General features: G+C 56.7%; 20 protein-coding genes. 13 read left to right on the top strand and 7 right to left on the bottom strand.

Annotation, left to right across the window (positions count from 1 at the left end; genetic code table 11):
* Nucleotides 1–2,121, bottom strand: a 2,121-nt coding sequence (locus AACR14_RS10420) for a formate C-acetyltransferase/glycerol dehydratase family glycyl radical enzyme (RefSeq protein ID WP_019446122.1), incomplete at its 3' end; no start/stop codon positions are given.
* A 4-nt stretch (nt 2,122–2,125) separates the two neighbouring features.
* On the bottom strand, nt 2,126–3,022 hold the full coding sequence (locus AACR14_RS10425) for a glycyl-radical enzyme activating protein (protein WP_019446123.1): 897 nt from the start codon (nt 3,020–3,022) through the stop codon (nt 2,126–2,128).
* 128 nt (nt 3,023–3,150) lie between these two features.
* Here AACR14_RS10425 and fsa point away from each other — a divergent pair, with 128 nt between their 5' ends.
* Complete coding sequence (gene fsa / locus AACR14_RS10430) at nt 3,151–3,804, top strand: fructose-6-phosphate aldolase (protein WP_019446124.1); 654 nt, start codon at nt 3,151–3,153, stop codon at nt 3,802–3,804.
* Between the two features lie 132 nt (nt 3,805–3,936).
* Nucleotides 3,937–4,116 carry a hypothetical protein gene (locus AACR14_RS10435; RefSeq protein ID WP_005359499.1) on the top strand — a complete coding sequence of 60 codons (180 nt, stop codon included), beginning with the start codon at nt 3,937–3,939 and terminating at the stop codon, nt 4,114–4,116.
* A gap of 17 nt (nt 4,117–4,133) precedes the next feature.
* Here AACR14_RS10435 and AACR14_RS10440 read toward each other — a convergent pair whose 3' ends face one another.
* Nucleotides 4,134–5,333, bottom strand: a complete 1,200-nt coding sequence (locus AACR14_RS10440) for an HD-GYP domain-containing protein (protein ID WP_019446125.1) — start codon at nt 5,331–5,333, stop codon at nt 4,134–4,136.
* 168 nt (nt 5,334–5,501) lie between these two features.
* Between AACR14_RS10440 and rsuA the strand changes: the two genes are divergently transcribed.
* On the top strand, nt 5,502–6,194 hold the full coding sequence (gene rsuA, locus AACR14_RS10445; protein ID WP_019446126.1) for a 16S rRNA pseudouridine(516) synthase RsuA: 693 nt from the start codon (nt 5,502–5,504) through the stop codon (nt 6,192–6,194).
* Nucleotides 6,195–6,213: 19 nt separating this feature from the next.
* Here rsuA and AACR14_RS10450 read toward each other — a convergent pair whose 3' ends face one another.
* Nucleotides 6,214–7,113 carry a DMT family transporter gene (locus AACR14_RS10450; protein WP_019446127.1) on the bottom strand — a complete coding sequence of 300 codons (900 nt, stop codon included), beginning with the start codon at nt 7,111–7,113 and terminating at the stop codon, nt 6,214–6,216.
* 156 nt (nt 7,114–7,269) lie between these two features.
* Here AACR14_RS10450 and AACR14_RS10455 point away from each other — a divergent pair, with 156 nt between their 5' ends.
* Nucleotides 7,270–8,907 carry a peptide ABC transporter substrate-binding protein gene (locus tag AACR14_RS10455; protein WP_019446128.1) on the top strand — a complete coding sequence of 546 codons (1,638 nt, stop codon included), beginning with the start codon at nt 7,270–7,272 and terminating at the stop codon, nt 8,905–8,907.
* Between the two features lie 10 nt (nt 8,908–8,917).
* Entirely contained in the window at nt 8,918–9,460 is a 543-nt protein-coding gene (gene yfcE, locus AACR14_RS10460; RefSeq protein WP_019446129.1) for a phosphodiesterase, read from the top strand.
* 36 nt (nt 9,461–9,496) lie between these two features.
* On the opposite strand, the gene AACR14_RS10465 is transcribed toward yfcE, so the two are convergent.
* From AACR14_RS10465 to flgA, 3 genes are all read right to left on the bottom strand, one after another.
* Nucleotides 9,497–9,913: a flagella synthesis protein FlgN gene (locus AACR14_RS10465; RefSeq protein WP_019446130.1), complete on the bottom strand. Its 417-nt coding sequence runs from the start codon at nt 9,911–9,913 to the stop codon at nt 9,497–9,499.
* Entirely contained in the window at nt 9,910–10,230 is a 321-nt protein-coding gene (gene flgM, locus AACR14_RS10470; RefSeq protein ID WP_005334177.1) for a flagellar biosynthesis anti-sigma factor FlgM, read from the bottom strand. The genes AACR14_RS10465 and flgM overlap by 4 nt, the downstream gene beginning before the upstream one ends.
* 91 nt (nt 10,231–10,321) lie before the next feature.
* Nucleotides 10,322–11,005, bottom strand: coding sequence for a flagellar basal body P-ring formation chaperone FlgA (gene flgA, locus AACR14_RS10475; RefSeq protein WP_005334175.1), 684 nt, complete (start codon nt 11,003–11,005; stop codon nt 10,322–10,324).
* A gap of 144 nt (nt 11,006–11,149) precedes the next feature.
* Here flgA and AACR14_RS10480 point away from each other — a divergent pair, with 144 nt between their 5' ends.
* The 8 genes from AACR14_RS10480 (at nt 11,150) to flgG (ending at nt 17,844) form a co-directional block, all read left to right on the top strand.
* On the top strand, nt 11,150–12,061 hold the full coding sequence (locus tag AACR14_RS10480) for a chemotaxis protein CheV (protein ID WP_005334174.1): 912 nt from the start codon (nt 11,150–11,152) through the stop codon (nt 12,059–12,061).
* 17 nt (nt 12,062–12,078) lie between these two features.
* On the top strand, nt 12,079–12,903 hold the full coding sequence (locus tag AACR14_RS10485) for a CheR family methyltransferase (protein WP_005350656.1): 825 nt from the start codon (nt 12,079–12,081) through the stop codon (nt 12,901–12,903).
* Between the two features lie 295 nt (nt 12,904–13,198).
* Nucleotides 13,199–13,597, top strand: a complete 399-nt coding sequence (flgB, locus tag AACR14_RS10490; protein WP_019446132.1) for a flagellar basal body rod protein FlgB — start codon at nt 13,199–13,201, stop codon at nt 13,595–13,597.
* The gene (gene flgC, locus AACR14_RS10495; RefSeq protein ID WP_005350658.1) at nt 13,597–14,016 is read left to right on the top strand and encodes a flagellar basal body rod protein FlgC; all 420 of its coding nucleotides are present in this window, start codon (nt 13,597–13,599) and stop codon (nt 14,014–14,016) included. Before flgB ends, flgC begins: the two co-directional genes overlap by 1 nt.
* A 15-nt stretch (nt 14,017–14,031) precedes the next feature.
* Nucleotides 14,032–14,772, top strand: coding sequence for a flagellar hook assembly protein FlgD (locus tag AACR14_RS10500; RefSeq protein ID WP_019446133.1), 741 nt, complete (start codon nt 14,032–14,034; stop codon nt 14,770–14,772).
* Between the two features lie 10 nt (nt 14,773–14,782).
* Nucleotides 14,783–16,150, top strand: a complete 1,368-nt coding sequence (gene flgE, locus AACR14_RS10505; protein ID WP_019446134.1) for a flagellar hook protein FlgE — start codon at nt 14,783–14,785, stop codon at nt 16,148–16,150.
* A 144-nt stretch (nt 16,151–16,294) separates the two neighbouring features.
* Nucleotides 16,295–17,041 carry a flagellar basal-body rod protein FlgF gene (flgF, locus tag AACR14_RS10510; RefSeq protein WP_005334159.1) on the top strand — a complete coding sequence of 249 codons (747 nt, stop codon included), beginning with the start codon at nt 16,295–16,297 and terminating at the stop codon, nt 17,039–17,041.
* 14 nt (nt 17,042–17,055) lie between these two features.
* Nucleotides 17,056–17,844 carry a flagellar basal-body rod protein FlgG gene (gene flgG, locus AACR14_RS10515; RefSeq protein WP_005334158.1) on the top strand — a complete coding sequence of 263 codons (789 nt, stop codon included), beginning with the start codon at nt 17,056–17,058 and terminating at the stop codon, nt 17,842–17,844.
* Nucleotides 17,845–17,851 lie beyond the last annotated feature (7 nt).

Genomic DNA, 17,851 nt, shown 5'->3' on the forward strand with positions numbered 1-17,851 from the left:
GTTGAACACCGCCGTCGGGCCGAGACGATCCGAACCCGACGAGGGGCTGGCCCCTTCTGCCAGCGGCGTGCGGGCATGTCGACCATCCGGGGTGGCCATGGTGGCGGCACCGAAGGGCACGTTGGCGGAGATGGAGGAGGTGCCCGCATAGTAGGTACCGCCGATGGGGCCGCGGCCGAAGCGGGTGTTGTGCAGTCCCTTGAGCTCGTCGATGTAGCTCTGGTAAGCCTGCACCAGCAGCAGGTCTACCTCGTCCAGATCGTTGCCATATTTGGGGGCGGCATTGGTGAGGCGCTGGCGCAACTGCTCCCCCGCCAGCCCGGCAAAGTCTTGCTCCAGCGCGGCAGCCAGCTCGTGCTGCTCCACCACGCCCTGCTCGAACACCAGTTTCTTCAGGGCAGCCAGGCTGTTACCAAGGTTGGCGATCCCCACCTGCAGACCTGAGACCCAGTCATAGACGGCGCCCCCCTCCTTGATGGTCTTGCCGCGTTCGATGCAGTCATCCACCAACGTGCTGCAGAGGATGTCATGGGCTTGAGCCTCCAGCACGCTGTCGACCACGCAGTCGATCTCGATGGATTTGCGGGTGAAGTAGCGCACCTGCTCATCCCAGCGGGCCATCACCTCGTCAAAGTTGCCAAAGCTTCCGTCTCGCAGCGACTGGGGTTGGGGCAGGAAGACCTTGCCTGTGGTGGCATCGCGGCCGCCATCCAGTGCCGCCAGCAGGATGCGGGCGAAGTTGATAAAGCTCATGCCGGTGCAGCGGTAGCCCCATTTGCCGGGCACGGCGGTCTCGATGCAACCGATGGCGGCGTAGTGGTGGGCATCCTCCACGCTCACCCCGAGCTTGATGAACTCGGGGATCACCACCTCGTCGTTGTTGAAGGCGGGCATGCCGAAGCCGCAGCGGATCACCTGAATGCAGGCGTCGAGAAAATCCTCGCTCATCCCGGCGTGGTAGCGCACCGAGAGGTTGGGCTGGGTGGATCGCAGCTGGCCGCAGGACTCCAGAATCGCGTAGGAGAGGCCGTTGACCGCGTCATGGGCACTGCCATCCTGCCAGTTCTGGCCGCCAATCGTGACATTTTGATAGAGCGGGCTGCCGGCGGAGGCCTTGGAGTGGGTGCCGGAGCGGATCTTGTTCACTTCCAGCAACTTGAGCCAGCACCCTTGCAGCAGCTCGATGGCGCGTGTCCGAGGCAGGGATTCCGACAGCTCCACCTCGCGTCGATACCAGGGGTAGAGATATTGATCCATCCGGCCGAACGACACCGAGTGGCCATTGGATTCGATCTGCAGGATGAGCTGGATAAAGTAGCAGAGCTGCAGTGCCTGCCAAAAGGTCTCGGGGGGCTGGTGGGCGATGTGGGCGCAGTTGAGCGCGATGGTCTCAAGCTCGTTTCGGCGCTCGGGCCGAGATTCCTGTGCTGCCATATCATGGGCAAGTGCGGCGTAGCGCGCGATGTGAGCGCTGACCGCATCCAGAGTGATGGCGACGGCGTGCAGGAACTGCTCGCGCTGCAGATCGGCCCAATCCGCCAAATCCAGCCGACTGCGGCGCTCGGCCACCTTGGCCTTGAAGCCATCGAGACCCAGAGTGAGCAGCTCCTCATAGTTGACCGCGAGGTGGGCATCTCCCGAGGTCATGTTGCCCTCGGCCTTGATGATGCTGCTCTCCAGCAGCGCTTTTTGCTCGTCGGTAAAGAGGCCGAAGCAGCGATCCTGCACCGTCTGGCCGCGCCAGAAGGGGGTGAGGGCGTGGATGATCGCCTTGTCGGTTTCGCTGACTGCAAAACCGGCGCCGGGGCGATCTGCCAGCTCGTCGATCTCCTTCTCAATCCAGCTCACCGTGTATTCGGGAAAGAGCGGCGCCGCCCGTACCTGACTGGCCTGATTGCCGACGATAAGCTCCTCGTGCTTGATCCAGATGGTGCGCTCCTTGAGGTGATGGGCCAGAGCCAGGGCGCGGCGCACCGGCAGCGGCCGGGCGAGATGAGTCTGATAGGCCTCGGTATAGTGGCGGGCCCGCTCGGTACAGACCGGCGGCTGAACGATGTGGATCAGGCTCTCTTTGTGGGCGCGGATCCGCGGGCTGAGGGTATTGAGGTCGAGCTGGGTCATGATCTTATTCTCTGGTCACAGGGGTCAGCCCCTGACGTTGGGCGTATGCGTGGGCAAAGCGGAGTAAATCGGGGTCGTCAAACGGTGTCTCAGGCGCCTGATAGGGCAGATCCAGCAGGGCATATTTGCCCATCCCCAGCGTGTGGTAGGGGAGGAAGTGGATCTCCTGCACCGTGCCGAGGCTGGCAGCGGTGTCGGTGATGGCTTCGATCGATGCGTGGTCGGCATTGAAGCCGGGAATGAGTGGCACCCGGATCTGCATCGGCACGCCGCGCTCGGCGAGGCGCTTGAGGTTCGCGATGGGCAACTCCACCTTGCCGCGGGTCCAGTGGAAGAAACGTTCTTTATCCACGTGTTTGAGGTCCGCCAGCAGCAGATCCAGTGAGGGAAGGCTTTGCTCAATCTGGTGCCAGGGCACATGGAGGCAGCTCTCGACCGCGGTGTGCAGCCCTTCGGCCTTGCAGCGGGCCAGCAGGTTGGCAGCAAATTCGGGCTGCATAAACGGTTCGCCACCGGAGAGGGTGACGCCACCGCCGCTGCGCTCGAAGAAGGGGCGATCCCGCAAGATGTTGTCCATCAGGGTGTCCAGGGTTTCATCGCGGCCGCACACCTGCAGCGCTTCGCTTGGGCAGAGGCCGCGCAGCCGCTCCACATCCTGATTGCCGAGGGTTGAGCGGACGAGCTTGACACCCTGGCTGTCACGCAAGATTGCCGGACAGGCATCGCTGCAGAGCCGGCATCCCTCGATGCATTGGCGCCGGTCGAGTAGTATGTCCGGCTTGGGAGAGCGGCTTTCCGGGTTTTGACACCAGCGACAGGCCAGCGAGCACCCCTTGAGAAATACCAGGGTGCGAATGCCGGGGCCATCGTGAGTTGAATAGCGTTGCAGGTCGAAAATCATACCGCCTCCTTTTGTATTTGCATTCTATTTGCTTTCGCTCGAAAGTTGATTTGATTTTGATCAACTAAATTGCGGATGTTATCTGGCTAAAATGGCGACATATTGAACATCCCGTTAAGGAGTCAGAGATGGAGCTTTATCTCGATACTGCCGATGTGGCTGCGGTGCGCCGCTGGTCACGGATCCTGCCGCTGGCTGGCGTTACCACCAATCCGTCGATTGCTGCGGCAGGCGGCATGCCGCTGACCGAGTTGCTGCCCGCCTTGCGGGAGGTGCTTGGGTCCAAGGCGCGCCTGTTTGCCCAGGTGATGGCCAAAACCGAAACCGAGATGGTGCGTGAGGCATTTGCCTTGCGTGAACTGGACCCGGATCTGGTGATCAAGATCCCGGTGTGTGCAGAGGGGCTGGCAGCCATCAAGAGCCTGACCACCAACGGTGTGCCGACCCTGGGCACCGCTGTCTATACCCCGCTGCAGGGCTGGCTGGCGGCGGTGGCGGGGGCGGAATATGTCGCGCCCTACGTTAACCGGCTGGATGCTCAGGGGGGCGATGGCATCGCCACCGTGCAGGAGCTGCAACAGCTGCTTGCGCTGCACGCGCCGAACAGCAAGGTGCTGGCGGCATCATTCCGCACTCCCCGTCAGGCGCTCGACTGCCTGCTGGCGGGTTGCCAATCGATCACCTTGCCGCTCGACGTGGCCGAGCAGCTGCTGAACGTACCGGCAGTGGATGCGGCATTGGCGAAGTTTGATCAGGATTGGCAGCGCGCCTTCGGTCGCTGATCCCGGTGACAAGCTGATTGCAGTGATTGAGGGGGGGAGGGTGAAGAAGCGCGGGTGATGGGGATTGACCGACTAGACTGGAAAGAGGTGGCTACATTCGCGGGCCACCCTGCAGTCTACCGGAGGTATCCCATGAGCGACCATCTGCTACTCCCCCATGGTGAAGATTTGCGTCGTGCGGTGCTTTGGCTCAGTGAGCATCACCAGCACGATATCTCTGCCATTGAAGAGGCCAGCCTGCGTTTTGATCTCTCGCCGTTGGATGAGGAGTTTCTGATCCGGCACTGGCTCGACAGCCAGCGCCAATCATGAAGATCCGAGGTGAGGGATTAGAAGAAGTTGGCGAGGTTGATGCCGAACTCTTTGGGGTCGACCGTGTTTTCTATGCTCTCCTGCACCCCTGACTTGGCCAGATCCAGCCACTGTACCTCGAGGTAGTGACGCTGGGTGGCGTGATAGATCACCTTGACCACCGGCTTGAGCGGCTGCTGCTCGTTGCGCTGCATCACGATAGCCAGGCGCTGGTTTGAGAGCTGTACCAGAGTGCCCACCGGATAGACTCCCATGCACTTGATGAACTTGGTAACCAGTTCGGCATCAAAGTGCTGATTGATCCCCTTGAGCAGAATGCGGAAGGCTTGGGTCGGCTGCATACCTGCTTTGTAGACCCGATCCGCGGTGATGGCATCATAGACATCGACGATGCCGCTCATCCGGGTATAGAGAGAGAGCTGCTCCCCCTTGAGTCGCTGCGGGTAGCCGGAGCCATCGAGCCGCTCGTGGTGGTTGGCGGCCACCTCCAGCATGGTGGGGGTAATGCCAGGGGTATTGCTGAGGATCTCGTAACTGTGCACCACATGCTGACGCATGATGGCGAACTCCTCATCGGTCAGCTTGCCCGGTTTGTGGAGCACCTCGTCCGGGGTCATGATCTTGCCCACGTCGTGCAGCAGGCCACCCAGGGTCAACTCCTTGAGCACGCTGCGCTCAAGCCCCAGATAGCGGCCGAAGTTGGCCAGCAGAATAGCCACGTTCATGGAATGCTCCATCAGGTAGGCATCCTTGGCGCGAATACGGGCCAGACAGAGCATGGCATCGCCGTGGGTGAACATGGTGTCCACCATCTCTTCGGCGACTTCGGCCAGCGGAGTGATGTCGATGGGCTCACCCGCTTTGAGGTGGCGAATGAACTTGCCTTGCAGCTCGCGCGCTTCCTGATAGAGGCGGCGGATTTTAAGCTCCCGTCCTTCGCCGTTGGCACTGGCACGGCGCCCTACCTGGGCGCTGTTGGCATTGAGGTCGGGGGAGGTAACGGCATCACTTTCGGCACTGCCCAGCTTGCTGCGGGCCAGATCGATGCGTACCGTGAGCACCCCCTGACGCACCAGATTGGCAATTTGCGCCACGCTGGTCACCAAGCCCATCTGGGCGATCTCCATCCCACCTGTCTGGCTGGCGATAGCAATGACATACATGCCGGGTTTCAGCTGGTTGACGGGAATGACGGGATAGGATGCTTGAGACTTCATGAGGGCTTCCTGACTCTTATTATTATGAGTATCGTTCGGATGGGTCACACCGGAGAAGTGTAACATCGGATGACCAGTTCGTCATAATTGGCAACCCCTTAACAGTGGCGTTGTCGCCCCCGCCCGATATAATGACGCCCCTTTACTTGTTGGACTCCGAGGTTGTGCATGCGGCTTGATAAATTTCTGTGCGATTGTTCCGATTTGACCCGCTCGCTGGCAGGCAAACTGATCCGTCAGGGTGAGGTCATGGTGGATGGCATTGTGGTCAAGCAGCCCGCCTTTCATATCAATGAGCAGAGCCAGATCGAGTTTGACGGCGTGCTGCTGACGCTGGAGCAGCGCAACCGCTATTTCATGCTGCACAAGCCGGAAGGGTATGTCTGCTCCAACGAGGATCCGGATCACCCGACTGTCTTCTTCCTGATGGATGAACCGGCGATGGGCAAGCTGCATGTAGTGGGTCGCCTCGACCTCGATACCACGGGTCTGGTGCTGGTGACCGATGACGGTCAATGGTCCCACCGCATCACCTCGCCGCGCCACGAGTGTGCCAAGACCTATCACGTCTGGCTGGCCGATCCGGTGAGCCCGGATGCAATCGAGCTGTTCGCCGAAGGAGTCTACCTGCGTAACGAGACCGATAAAACCCGTCCTGCCCAGCTGGAAATTCTCGGCGAGTGCGAGGCCCGCCTGACCATTCACGAAGGCAAGTACCACCAGGTCAAGCGGATGTTTGCCTCCATCGGCAACAAGGTCGTTGGCTTGCATCGCGAGCGGGTGGGCGGCTTGACGCTAGATGAGGCGCTAGCTCCCGGTGAATACCGTGAGCTGACCGCTGAGGAGATTGCCCTGTTCTGATCAGGGATGGTGCCGGGGGTCAGTGAGTGCTGAAACCCAGCACCAGTGCTGTGCCCAGGGTGGCAATCAGTGCACCCGCCCAGGCGGCAATGGATGGCCGCTCCCCCGAGTGCCACCACAACAGCGGCAGCAGCAGTACCGGCGTGGTGGAGGAGAGAATGGCCACCATGCCCACCTCGCCCTGCCGCAGCGCCATCAGGATCAGCGTCATGCCCAGCCCCATCGCCAGAAAACCGTTGGTGGCAATCATGGCGAGGATATGGCGATTGACCGGTTTGAGCGGCATGGCCAGTGGCAAACGCCCCAGCCGAAGGACGCAGTGGGCCAGCAGGGCACTGCCCATCCGGATACCCGATGCACTCACCGCATCCACCTCACCACTCATCATCACCGGCTTGGCGATGATGGCTCCCACGCTTTGACACAGTGCCGCCGTCAGGCCAAGGCCAATTCCCAGCGCCAGATTGCCACGGATCTGCTCCCACTCGTTGCTGCTACTGCGTCTGCCAAACAGGATCGCCAGCATCACGCCAGCAAAGACCAGCATGGCCCCCAGCAGTCGCCAGCCCGTCAGCTGTTCATTAAAGAGCCAGAGCCCAAGCAGGGCGGAAAACAGCGCATGGCAAGAGAAGAGCAGGGCACTGCGTCTTGGCCCCAACCGGTTCATGCAGGCAAACAGCGCCGTATCGCCCACGAAGATGCCGACCAGCCCCGAGATGGCGAGCAGGGGCAGGGCGCTTGCGGTGAGGGTTTGCCAGCCACCGGTGAGCAGACTCATGGTGCCGAGCATCAGGCTGACCAGAAACATGCGCCAGCGGCTGTAGGCAAATGCGCCGAGATGACGGGCCGGTTTGACCGAAATTAGCGCTGCAACTGCCCATAAACTGGCCGACGCGAGGGCCAGCCACTCATAACCCATAAAAACTCCTGAAAAAATTAACCCGAAAGACTCCATCTCCCGGGCAAGCCCGATACAATACGGGGCGTTTTCGGGGATAACAAGAGCGGCATCAGGCATTCATCAGGCGCGCCGTCGGCCTTCCCCTCCTGCAGTGGTGTTATTCGAGGTTTTGTCATGAGGTATGGTTTCTTCCCCAAGCTGGCACAACGCTGGCTCTCCCCGCTATTGCTTGCCGTGCTGGCCGGACCCTTGGCCCATGCCACCACCGTCGAGCAGCAACCTCTGCTTGCCGATCGGCAAACTCTGGTCAAGGGCAACGGTGCCGAGCCGGAGTCGCTGGATCCTGCGCTGGTGCGCTCTGGCTTCCCGGGGGAAGCCGTGTTGGTAGACCTGTTTGAAGGGCTGGTCAGCGAAGATGGTCAGGGGCATATCGTTCCTGCTCAGGCACAGCGCTGGGAGGTGAGTGAAGATGGGCTGGAGTGGCGATTCTTCCTGCGCCCCCAACTGAAGTGGTCCAATGGCGAGCCGCTGGTTGCTGCTGATTTTGTCTATGCCTGGCGCCGTCTGCTCGATCCGGCCATTGGCTCCCCTTCCGCCGGACTGCTACTGGCCACGGGGATCAACAACGGTCAATCCATCTATGCGGGAGCGCTGGAGCTCGACAATCTGGGCATTGAGGCGCAAAGCGATCAGATCCTCAAAATTACCCTGGAGCGGCCAGCGCCCTATTTTTTGCAACTCATCAGCCAGCGTCCCTTTGTGCCGGTCAGTCAGAAAGCAATAGCCAAGTTTGGCAAGCAGTGGACCGAGCCCGGCAAGCTGGTGAGCAATGGTGCTTACCGGCTGGCAAGCTGGGCGCCGAATGAACGTATCGAAGCTGAGCGCAATATCCACTACTGGGATGATCTCCACACCCGTATCGGGCGGGTCACCTACCTGCCGATCACTTCACAGCATGCTGAGCGGCTACGTTATGAGGCTGGTGAAATACAGCTCACCAACAAGGTCTCCCTCGGCTATTACCAGAAGATGAAGCGCGAATCACCGGAGCGGCTCTGGGGCTTGCCGCTGTTTGGTACCTATCTTTATGCTTTCAATCTGAAGCGGCCTGAATTGCAGGATGTGCGAGTGCGTCAGGCGCTCTCCATGGCGGTTGATCGACAGCAGCTCATTGAATCGGTGAGCGGGCAGGATGAACAGGTGGCATGGTCGCTGTTGCCGGAGATGCCGGGTTATTCCCGGTTGGTATTGCCCGTCGCGCTCGAAGATATGCCGACCCGACAGGCCAAAGCGGCAGCCCTGCTGTCAGCGGCCGGTTATAACAGTGCCAATCCACTCAAGCTGAGCATTACCTACAATACCGCCGAAACCCACAAACAGATGGCGATGGCCATTGCCGCCATGTGGCAGAAGCTGGGGGTGCAGGTCACCCTCCACAATCTGGAATGGGGCGCCTATCAGGTAGCCAAGGATAGCGGTGATTTCCAAGTGGCCAGAAGCTTCCTGTTTGGTGATTACGTGGAGCCGTCAGCCATGCTGGGCAGCTTCCGTTGTCAGGATCTGCGCAACGAGAGCAGCTACTGCAATCCCGACTTTGATCTGCTGTTGGAGCAGGCGGCCAACACGCTGGACAGTGCCAACAGGGTTGAGTTGTACCGACATGCCGAGCAACTGCTGCTGGAGGAGGCGCCTATCCTCCCCGTATATCATTACAATCAGATGAGACTGGTCGATCCCACGCTGCGGGGGCTGCCCAGCCAGAATTTGAAAGGGACGATTGCGACCAAGGATCTCTATTTCAGCCCGCAGTGAGGAGTACTTCATGAAACTTGCCATCATTTCCGACATCCATGGCAGCATCATTGCATTGGAGCGAGTGTTGACCCAACTTCAGTCCTGGCAGCCGGATCACTACCTGCTGCTTGGCGATCTGCTCAACCATGGCCCGCGCAATCCTCTGCCTGAAGGGTATAACCCGGCTGCCGTGGCCGATCGGCTCAACGGGCTTGCCCCGCAGATCATCGCGGTGCGGGGCAATTGCGATTCCGAAGTGGATCAGATGCTGTTGCACTTTCCCATCACCGCCCCCTACAACCAGTTGCTGATCGATGAGCGGCGCTGGTTTGTTAGCCATGGTCATCTTTACCGTCCCGATGAGGTACAACTGCCAGCGGGCAGTCTGTTCCTGAGTGGTCACACTCATGTGCCGGTGCTGGAGTGGCAGGGGGAGAGGGTATTGATGAACCCGGGATCTATCTGTTTCCCACGCGGCGAGTTGCCCGCCAGTTACGGGAGCTATGAAGACGGAGTGCTGCGCGTTAATGCGTGTGAGGACGGGCGGGAGTTGCTACGACTGGTGCTTTAAAACGGACATCAAAAATGCAAGGCCTGATAAGTGATGTCAGGCCTTGATACCGTAGGAGCGGGTGCCAGAGCGAGTATTGCCTTTGGCGTCATAGGTCAGGCTGTTGCGATCGCGCAGCTGACTCAGAAAGGTTGCCAGACGACGGTTGGAGACGATGCTCAATTCAAGCAAGCGACCGTTGATATCATTTTGTGCCTGGCAGGCATCCAGTTTTGTACGAAGCTGTGCCATCTCGTTGGGATAGGCTGCCAGCTGCAGTGCCAGTTCCGGCATCTCTGCGAGGGTCTTATCCAGCGTTTCTATCGCAGCAAGCAACTGCTGTTTGCGCTCGGTCAGTGCGGGCAGGGCCAGTGCCTGATGCTGTTCGAGCAAGCTGAACTCCTCTTCCAGAATGCCTTGCATCTGGCTGAGGTAATCATCTTGGGTGTGCAGTAACGAAGGTAAATCCATCATCCCAGAACTTTGTCCAGATTGGCCTCGAAACTGAACATCTTCTTGGCCACAGCGTCGCTGTTAACCTGATATTCGCCACTCGCGACGGCTTTTTTCAGCCGTTCGACCTTGCTCTCATTGCCAGTCGAGGCGGTATTGAGGTTTTGTTGCATCTTTTGCAATTGTTGCGCCTCACTGGTCAAGGAGACGGAGTCCAGCTTGACAGTAGCCGCTTTGTTTTCGGGCGATGAGGTGACTGACTTGCTGCCTGTCCCCTGGCTATTAGCGGTATTTTGCAACCGATTATTCGCCAAGTTGTTGATATTGTTGATGGCCATTTTAGTTACCTTCGTCTGCTTTAAGGTTTGCTTACCTGTTTATCGGTGCGGCAGATCAAAACTTTAGAAAAAAGTTGTCAAGGATCCGGATTTAAAAAGTGACCGATACGGCACCTACCGCACTGACTTTACCCTCAACGGTTTTGCCGGAGCGGATATTGACGAGTTTGATGATCTCTCCGAAGCTGCCATCTTGCAAGGCTCGGGCCATGGTTTTGATCTGGAAGTTGCTGTTTTCTGCCGTCAGGGTGACCTGATCCCCTTTGCACACGACACAAACCTGACTCAAACGGATGGGTTGCCCAGGTTTTAGCTCCCGCTTGCTGCGTACTCCAACAAGAGGGGCTGTGTCAGTCAGGTAGTCGCCGCGGATCAGGGTCTGATCCTGATAGGCCAACACCAGCTGGCTTTCACTCAGCAGGTCCCCCTTGGCGATGGGGTTGGTCACAGTGACATAGGGCTTTTGAATGCTGACCCGCACCGGGAGATAGACGTCCCAGGGCCTCTCCTCCTCACACTTAAGGTAAACTGTTGTATTACGGCGAATTTCCATTTTTGCTGGTAAGCTGATAGTGAGCAGATCTTCGCAGCGGGTCAGTGGGAGCCGTTCATCCAGCGTGGCAGAGGTGACCTCGGCTCTGGCATCCAACGGAATATCCAGCTGGCTGTAAACGAACTCTTGTGCCTTTTCTTGCAGATAAGTAGTGACGTCCGAGGCGTAGCTGGAAGATATGCTGCCAAAAAAGAGGCTGATGAGTAAAAGTCGGTTAATCATTTTCGCTCGTTGGTCGATAAGTTGTTCACGCATATCACCATATTTAACTATGATTGCTTCAGAATCTGTTCGTTGTCACATCGATAGTCTGACGCAATCCATCACGCATGCATGATTAATGCCAAGCGTTTTTAGGGAGTGTTTATGGCCAGTATCCTGGACTCGGTCAACCAACGTACCCAGCTAGTGGGGCAAAACCGGCTGGAGTTGTTGTTGTTTCGTCTCAATGGACGTCAAAGATTTGGCATCAACGTATTCAAAGTGCGTGAAGTGTTGCAGTGTCCCCCCTTGACCGTGATGCCAAAATTGAACTCCTGCATCCGCGGGGTCGCACATATTCGGGGCCAGACGATCTCGGTCATCGACCTCAGCATGGCGGTTGGCAAACGCCCGATTGATGATCTGAGCAAATGCTTCATTATCATCTCCGAGTACAACCGCTCTATTCAGGGCTTTTTGGTGCATTCGGTCGAGCGCATCATCAATATGAACTGGGAATCCATCCTGCCTCCGCCTAAAGGTGCGGGTCGCATCAACTACATGACTGCCGTGACTGAAGTCGACGGCGAGTTGGTCGAAATTCTTGATGTTGAGCGGATATTGAACGAAATTTCTCCGGTTGCAACGGATGTTAGTGAGGAGTTGGTTCAGGCCAGCGTCGACCACCCGACTCTGGGGCGTCCTGTTCTTGTTGCGGATGACTCCTCAGTGGCACGCAAACAGGTACAACGTGCGCTTGAGGCCATCGGTGTCGAGTGCGTGTTGGCAAAAGATGGCCGCGAAGCATTGAACATGCTGCTGGAAATGACCAAAAATGGTCCTATCAAGGATCAGGTTGCGCTGGTTATTTCGGATATCGAAATGCCGGAAATGGATGGCTATACCTTCACTGCCGAGATCCGGAATAATCCCAATCTCAAGGATTTGCATGTTATTCTGCATACCTCGCTCAGTGGAGTATTCAACCAGGCAATGGTGCAGAAAGTTGGTGCGAACAATTTTATCGCCAAGTTCCAGCCTGATGAATTGGCCAAGGCCGTACAAAACGCACTCTAATAAAGAAGAACAGCTGCATGAAGACACTTTCGGACGACTTATACAAACAGTTCAGCAACTTTCTGGCGGTACAGAGCGGAATTGTGCTGGGGGATAACAAACAGTATCTGGTGAAGAGCCGTCTTTCACCTTTGATGGCTCAGTTTGGCATCGAGAGTCTGTCTGATCTGGTTACCCGTGCAATGAGTGTGCGAGAGCGTGACCTGAAAATGGCCGTGGTGGATGCCATGACGACCAACGAGACCCTCTGGTTTCGTGATACCTATCCGTTTCAGCTTCTTACTGACAAGATTTTCCCCGAGTTGGGGAAAAGTGGCCGCCCCATCAAGATCTGGTCGGCTGCATCCTCGTCAGGTCAGGAGCCCTATTCCATTGCCATGACGGCACTGGAGCAGCAGATGAAAAAGCCGGGTACCTTGCCTGGTGGCGTGCAGATTGTCGGGACGGATATTTCGACGACCATGCTCAATCAGTGTAAGGAAGGCGTTTACGATAGCCTTGCTCTGGCGCGCGGTTTGTCACCGGAGCGCAAGAAGATGTTTTTTGAGCCCTACGGTGACAACAAGATGCGGGTTGCCGAGCGAGTCAGAAAATTGACCACCTTCCGGCCACTCAACTTGCTGGAGAGTTATAGTTTGCTCGGCAAGTTTGACATTATCTTTTGCCGTAACGTGCTCATCTATTTTGCGCCGGAAGTGAAGTCTAAGATCCTCAACCAGTTTGCTGCCAGTCTCAATCCCGGTGGATATCTGATGCTGGGCGCGTCGGAGTCACTGGCCGGGTTGACCGATCGGTTCGAGATGATCCGCTGCAACCCGGGGATTGTCTACAAGGTCAAATAGGCCTGACCGCCTTGATATTCGGGGTCTGCCGAATATTGCCAGTTCATGTAAAGAGGGAAGCTACGAGCTTCCCTCTTTCTTTATCTACAGCTCAGACTTTCTATTTACCTACCATATCTCGCCACTGCAAAAATGGTTGCAACCTTAAGGTGGCCAAATGATGCCGTCTGACTCAAGGCACGAGATGCTCCTGCCGTTTTCGGTCTGAACTGTGCTCATACCCAAACCATCGAACTGAGTGATTTGCTTATGGCACACCTCTTGCAAACAAAATAAACCAAGCAGGAGGTGTGCTATGGCTTTTTCATTTGACAAGGCATTCGGTGTGCATCAACACACCATAAGCGTTCGCGCCAAGCGTGCTGAGGTGCTTTCCAGCAATATCGCCAACGCAGATACCCCGGGCTTCAAAGCCAGGGATATCAATTTTGCTCAGGCATTACAGGAGGCCCAGTCGCATCAGGGATTTGGTTTGGCAACGACCAGCGAAAAGCACTTTGCCTTGAATATGGACGCCCCGGGTACCGTGCAATATCGCAACCCGCTGCAACCGGATACCGGTGACGGCAATACGGTCGATGTGCAGCAGGAGCGCAGCGAATTTCTGCGCAATAGCCTCGAGTATCAAACCTCCCTTGAATTTATGAATAGCAAGATCAGTGGCCTGCTCAAGGCACTGAAAGGAGAGCAGTGATGAGTTTGTTCAAGGTCTTTGACATAGCAGGCTCGGCTATGAGCGCACAGTCAGTGCGCCTCAACACGGTTGCCAGCAACATGGCCAACGCGGACAGTGTCAGCTCCAGTGTGGAAAATACTTACCACGCCAGGCGGCCAGTCTTTGCCGCCCAGCTCGATCAGGCGATGTCTGACAAGCAGGGCTCGGTCGGGGTTGAGGTGAAGGGGATTGTCGAGAGCAAGGCGCCACTGCTCAAGGAGTACAACCCCAACCACCCGATGGCGGATAAAGACGGTTTTATCTTCAAGCCAAACGTCAACATGGTTGAAGAGATGGCCGACATGATCAACGCCTCGCGCAGCTACCAGACCAACGTACAGGTTGCAGATTCGGCCAAGAAGATGCTGCAGCAGACGCTCCAGCTTGGCAAGTCCTGATAGGAGGGATGCAGCATGGTCGATACAACCAACAGTGCTAACGGTATAAGCCGTACCACGACCCAGACGACAGGCACCACCACGACGCCCAAGAAAGAGCTGGATCAGGCTTCCTTTCTAAAGCTGCTGACCATGCAGCTGTCGTATCAGGATCCTTTCAAGCCTGTTGATAACGCCCAGATGCTCTCCCAGATGGCATCCATGTCGACATCTGAGGGGATCAGCAGTTTGTCCACTCAGATGGGTAAGCTTAATGACCAGATGATCTCCAGTCAGGCACTGCAAGCCTCCGCATTGGTGGGACAAAATGTGCTGTTGCAGAGCAATACCGGCTATCTGGATAAGGAGGGCTCTCTCCCCGGTGTTGTGGCTGTGGGAACGACGAATAAATATTCGAGCGTCAAGGTCACCATAGAAGATGAAAAAGGCCAGGTTATCAAGGAATTCTCTCTCGAAGGGGAGCAGCGAGGCAACGTTGAAGTTGCCTGGGATGGCACAGACAAAGATGGAAAGCGGGTCAAGTCAGGTAAATATGTGATTAAGGCAAGCGGTACTCTGGATGGCAAATCTGAAAGTATTGCTGCTTATGCTTACGGCAAGGTGGATAGTGTGGCGCTGGGCAATGCGAGCAATCCGACAATGCTTAACGTGAAAGGCTTGGGTAGCACGCTGTTGAGTAGCATCTTGCAAATATCAGGAACTAATTCAAACCAGACGGTTACACCGTCAAAAACCACGTCGACAGCATCGATCTAAGGAGCTGGATATGTCATTTAACAATGCCTTGAGCGGTGTCAACGCGGCACAAAAAGACTTGAACGTCACCGCCAACAACATTGCCAACGTTAACACCATGGGCTTTAAAGAGTCCCGTGCCGAGTTTGCGGATGTCTACGCCAACTCCATCTTTGTCAATGCCAAGACCCAGGTCGGTAACGGTGTAGCGACAGGTGCAGTTGCTCAGCAGTTCCACCAGGGGGCGCTGCAATTTACCAATAACGCACTGGATCTGGCTATTCAGGGTAACGGCTTCTTTGTGACCTCTGACGGTCTGACCAACCTGGATCGCACCTACACCCGTGCCGGTGCCTTCAAGCTCAATGAAAACAGCTATATGGTCAACAATCAGGGCCATTATCTGCAAGGTTACGAAATCAACGCCGATGGCACGCCTAAGGCGGTAAGTATCAATGCGACCAAGCCGATTCAGATACCTGACAAGGCCGGTGAACCAATCAAGACAACCAAGATTGACGCCAGTTTCAACCTGCCATCGACAGCTGCGCCCCTGCCCGCAGGTAATGCGGTGGGTGATGCCTCTACTTTTGACCCCAAAGATTCGAAAACATATTCCTCTTCAACTTCTGTGGTGATTTATGACTCACTGGGTGAGCCGCATACCATCACGCAATATTTTGTCAAAGAGGCTGACCCGGCAGATCTGACCAAACCCGCCAATCCTACTGCTTGGCGTATGTACCTCTACCAAGGTGATAAGCCTATTGATATTGTCGGTGGTGTCACACCCACTATGGCGACTGGTTTGAGTCAGGCGCCTGCTGGCGCAAGAGTTACCTTCGGGGCTGATGGCAAGATGATTACCCCGACTACACCGGCGACCATCAAGACAGAGCAATTGGGAGCCGCGCCCCCGACTGGCGCTGGCATTATCACCAATGGTGCAGATCCCACTCAGCAGGTGGATATCAACTTCGGAACGGTGACCCAGTATGCTTCACCGTTTGAAGTCAACAAGTTGACTCAGGATGGTTCCACTGTCGGACGGTTGACCAAGGTGGAGATCACTCCTGACGGCATCGTGTCCGCGACTTACAGTAACGCAACCACCATAAAGGTGGCCATGGTGGCAATGGCCAAGTTTGCCAATTCGCAAGGATTGACTCAGGTTGGCGATACCTCTTGGCGTCAGTCTCTGCTCTCTGGCGATGCCTTGCCGGGGACGCCAAACTCAGGGACATTTGGCACAATCAAGTCATCCTCCCTGGAGCAGTCCAACGTGGATTTGACATCCGAGCTGGTGGACCTGATCACGGCCCAGCGTAACTTCCAGGCCAACTCCCGTTCTCTGGAGGTCAACAGTTCGCTGCAGCAGACCATCCTGCAGATCCGTTAATCGCGCAATAAATGATAATGAGAGGGGGCTTGGCCCCCTCTCTGTTTCTGTCGCATTCCCATTCTCCTTATCCCCCCATATTTCTGCTGTTGGCACTCTAATTGCATTTCTCCTGTCAGAGTCATCTGTTTGACGGAGAATTCCATGGATCACCTGCTTTATATCGCCATGTCCGGGGCCAAAGAGACCATGAACAGCCTGGCTGTTCGGGGCAACAACCTCGCCAATGCCAATACCACCGGCTTCAAGTCCGATTTCGAGCAGGCCAGAAGCATGCAGGCGTTCGGAGAGGGCTTGCCAAGCAGGGTCTTTGCCATGGCTGAGCGCCCGGGTCAGAACCTGCAGCATGGCATGTTGATGACCACCGGACGGGATCTGGACGTGGCGGTAGATGGTCCGGGCTGGATTGCCGTGCAGGATCCCAAGGGCGGTGAGGCCTATACCCGCATGGGGAATTTGCAGGTCAATGCGACCGGCAACTTGCAAACCTCGACCGGTCTGAATGTGGTGGATGACGGTGGTCAGCCAATCGTGTTGCCGATGCCGATGGAGAAACTCGAGATCAATCGGGATGGCACCATCAGCGGTCGTCCGGAGGGGGCGGCCGCCAACTTGCCGGAAGATTTTCAGCGGATCAAGCTTGTCAACCCGGCCGCCGATGCGGTGGAGAAGGGGCAAGATGGTCTGTTTCGCCGCAAGGATGGCCAGAATGAACCCGCCTCTGCCAATGTCGGTCTGATTGCCGGTTCCCTTGAGGGGAGCAACGTCAATGTGGTGGATGAGATGACCAACCTGATCCGGCTGCAACGCCAGTTCGAAACCCAGGTCAAAATCATGAAGACGGCCGAAGAGAATGATGAAGCTCAAACCCAACTGCTGCGAATCAGCTAATCAAGGAGTTACCTATGAATCCCGCACTCTGGATCAGCAAGACCGGGTTGGATGCACAGCAGACCAATATTTCGGTTACCTCGAACAACCTGGCGAACGCCAGCACCGTGGGCTTCAAAAAGTCACGGGCCATCTTTGAAGATCTGCTGTATCAAAACATCAACCAGCCAGGTGGCCGCTCTTCTGCCGATACCGAGCTCCCCTCCGGCTTGATGTTGGGGGCGGGTGCCAAGGTGGTGGCGACCCAGAAAAACCACAGCCAAGGCAATGTGCAAACCACCGACAACTCGCTCGATTTGATGATCAGTGGTCGTGGCTACTTTGAAATTCAGCTGCCGGATGGCAGTGCGGCCTATACCCGCAACGGTCAGTTCACCCTCAACGATGAAGGGACCATAGTGACGCCGGGTAATGGTTATCCGCTGCAACCGGAAATCCAGATCCCGGAAAACGCCCAGAGCGTTACGGTGGGTGAAGATGGCCAGGTCTCGGTGCAACTTAAGGGCGATGGCGCTTCTCAGGTTGTCGGTCAGATCAATATCTCCGACTTCGTCAACGCCAGCGGCTTGCAGCCGATGGGGGAGAACATGTTTGTCGAGACCCAGTCCAGCGGTGCTGCCGCTCAGGGGACTGCCGGTGCCGATGGCTTGGGGGTGATCAAGCAGGGGATGCTGGAGACCTCCAACGTCAACGTGACCGAAGAGTTGGTAAACCTCATTCAGGCTCAGCGGGTCTACGAGATGAACTCCAAGGTGCTCTCCGCCGTGGACGGCATGATGTCCTTCCTGATCCAGCGTACTTAATTAGGAG

This window comes from Aeromonas sp. 159 (genome assembly GCF_963862045.1).
Taxonomy (GTDB): Bacteria; Pseudomonadota; Gammaproteobacteria; order Enterobacterales; family Aeromonadaceae; genus Aeromonas; species Aeromonas veronii.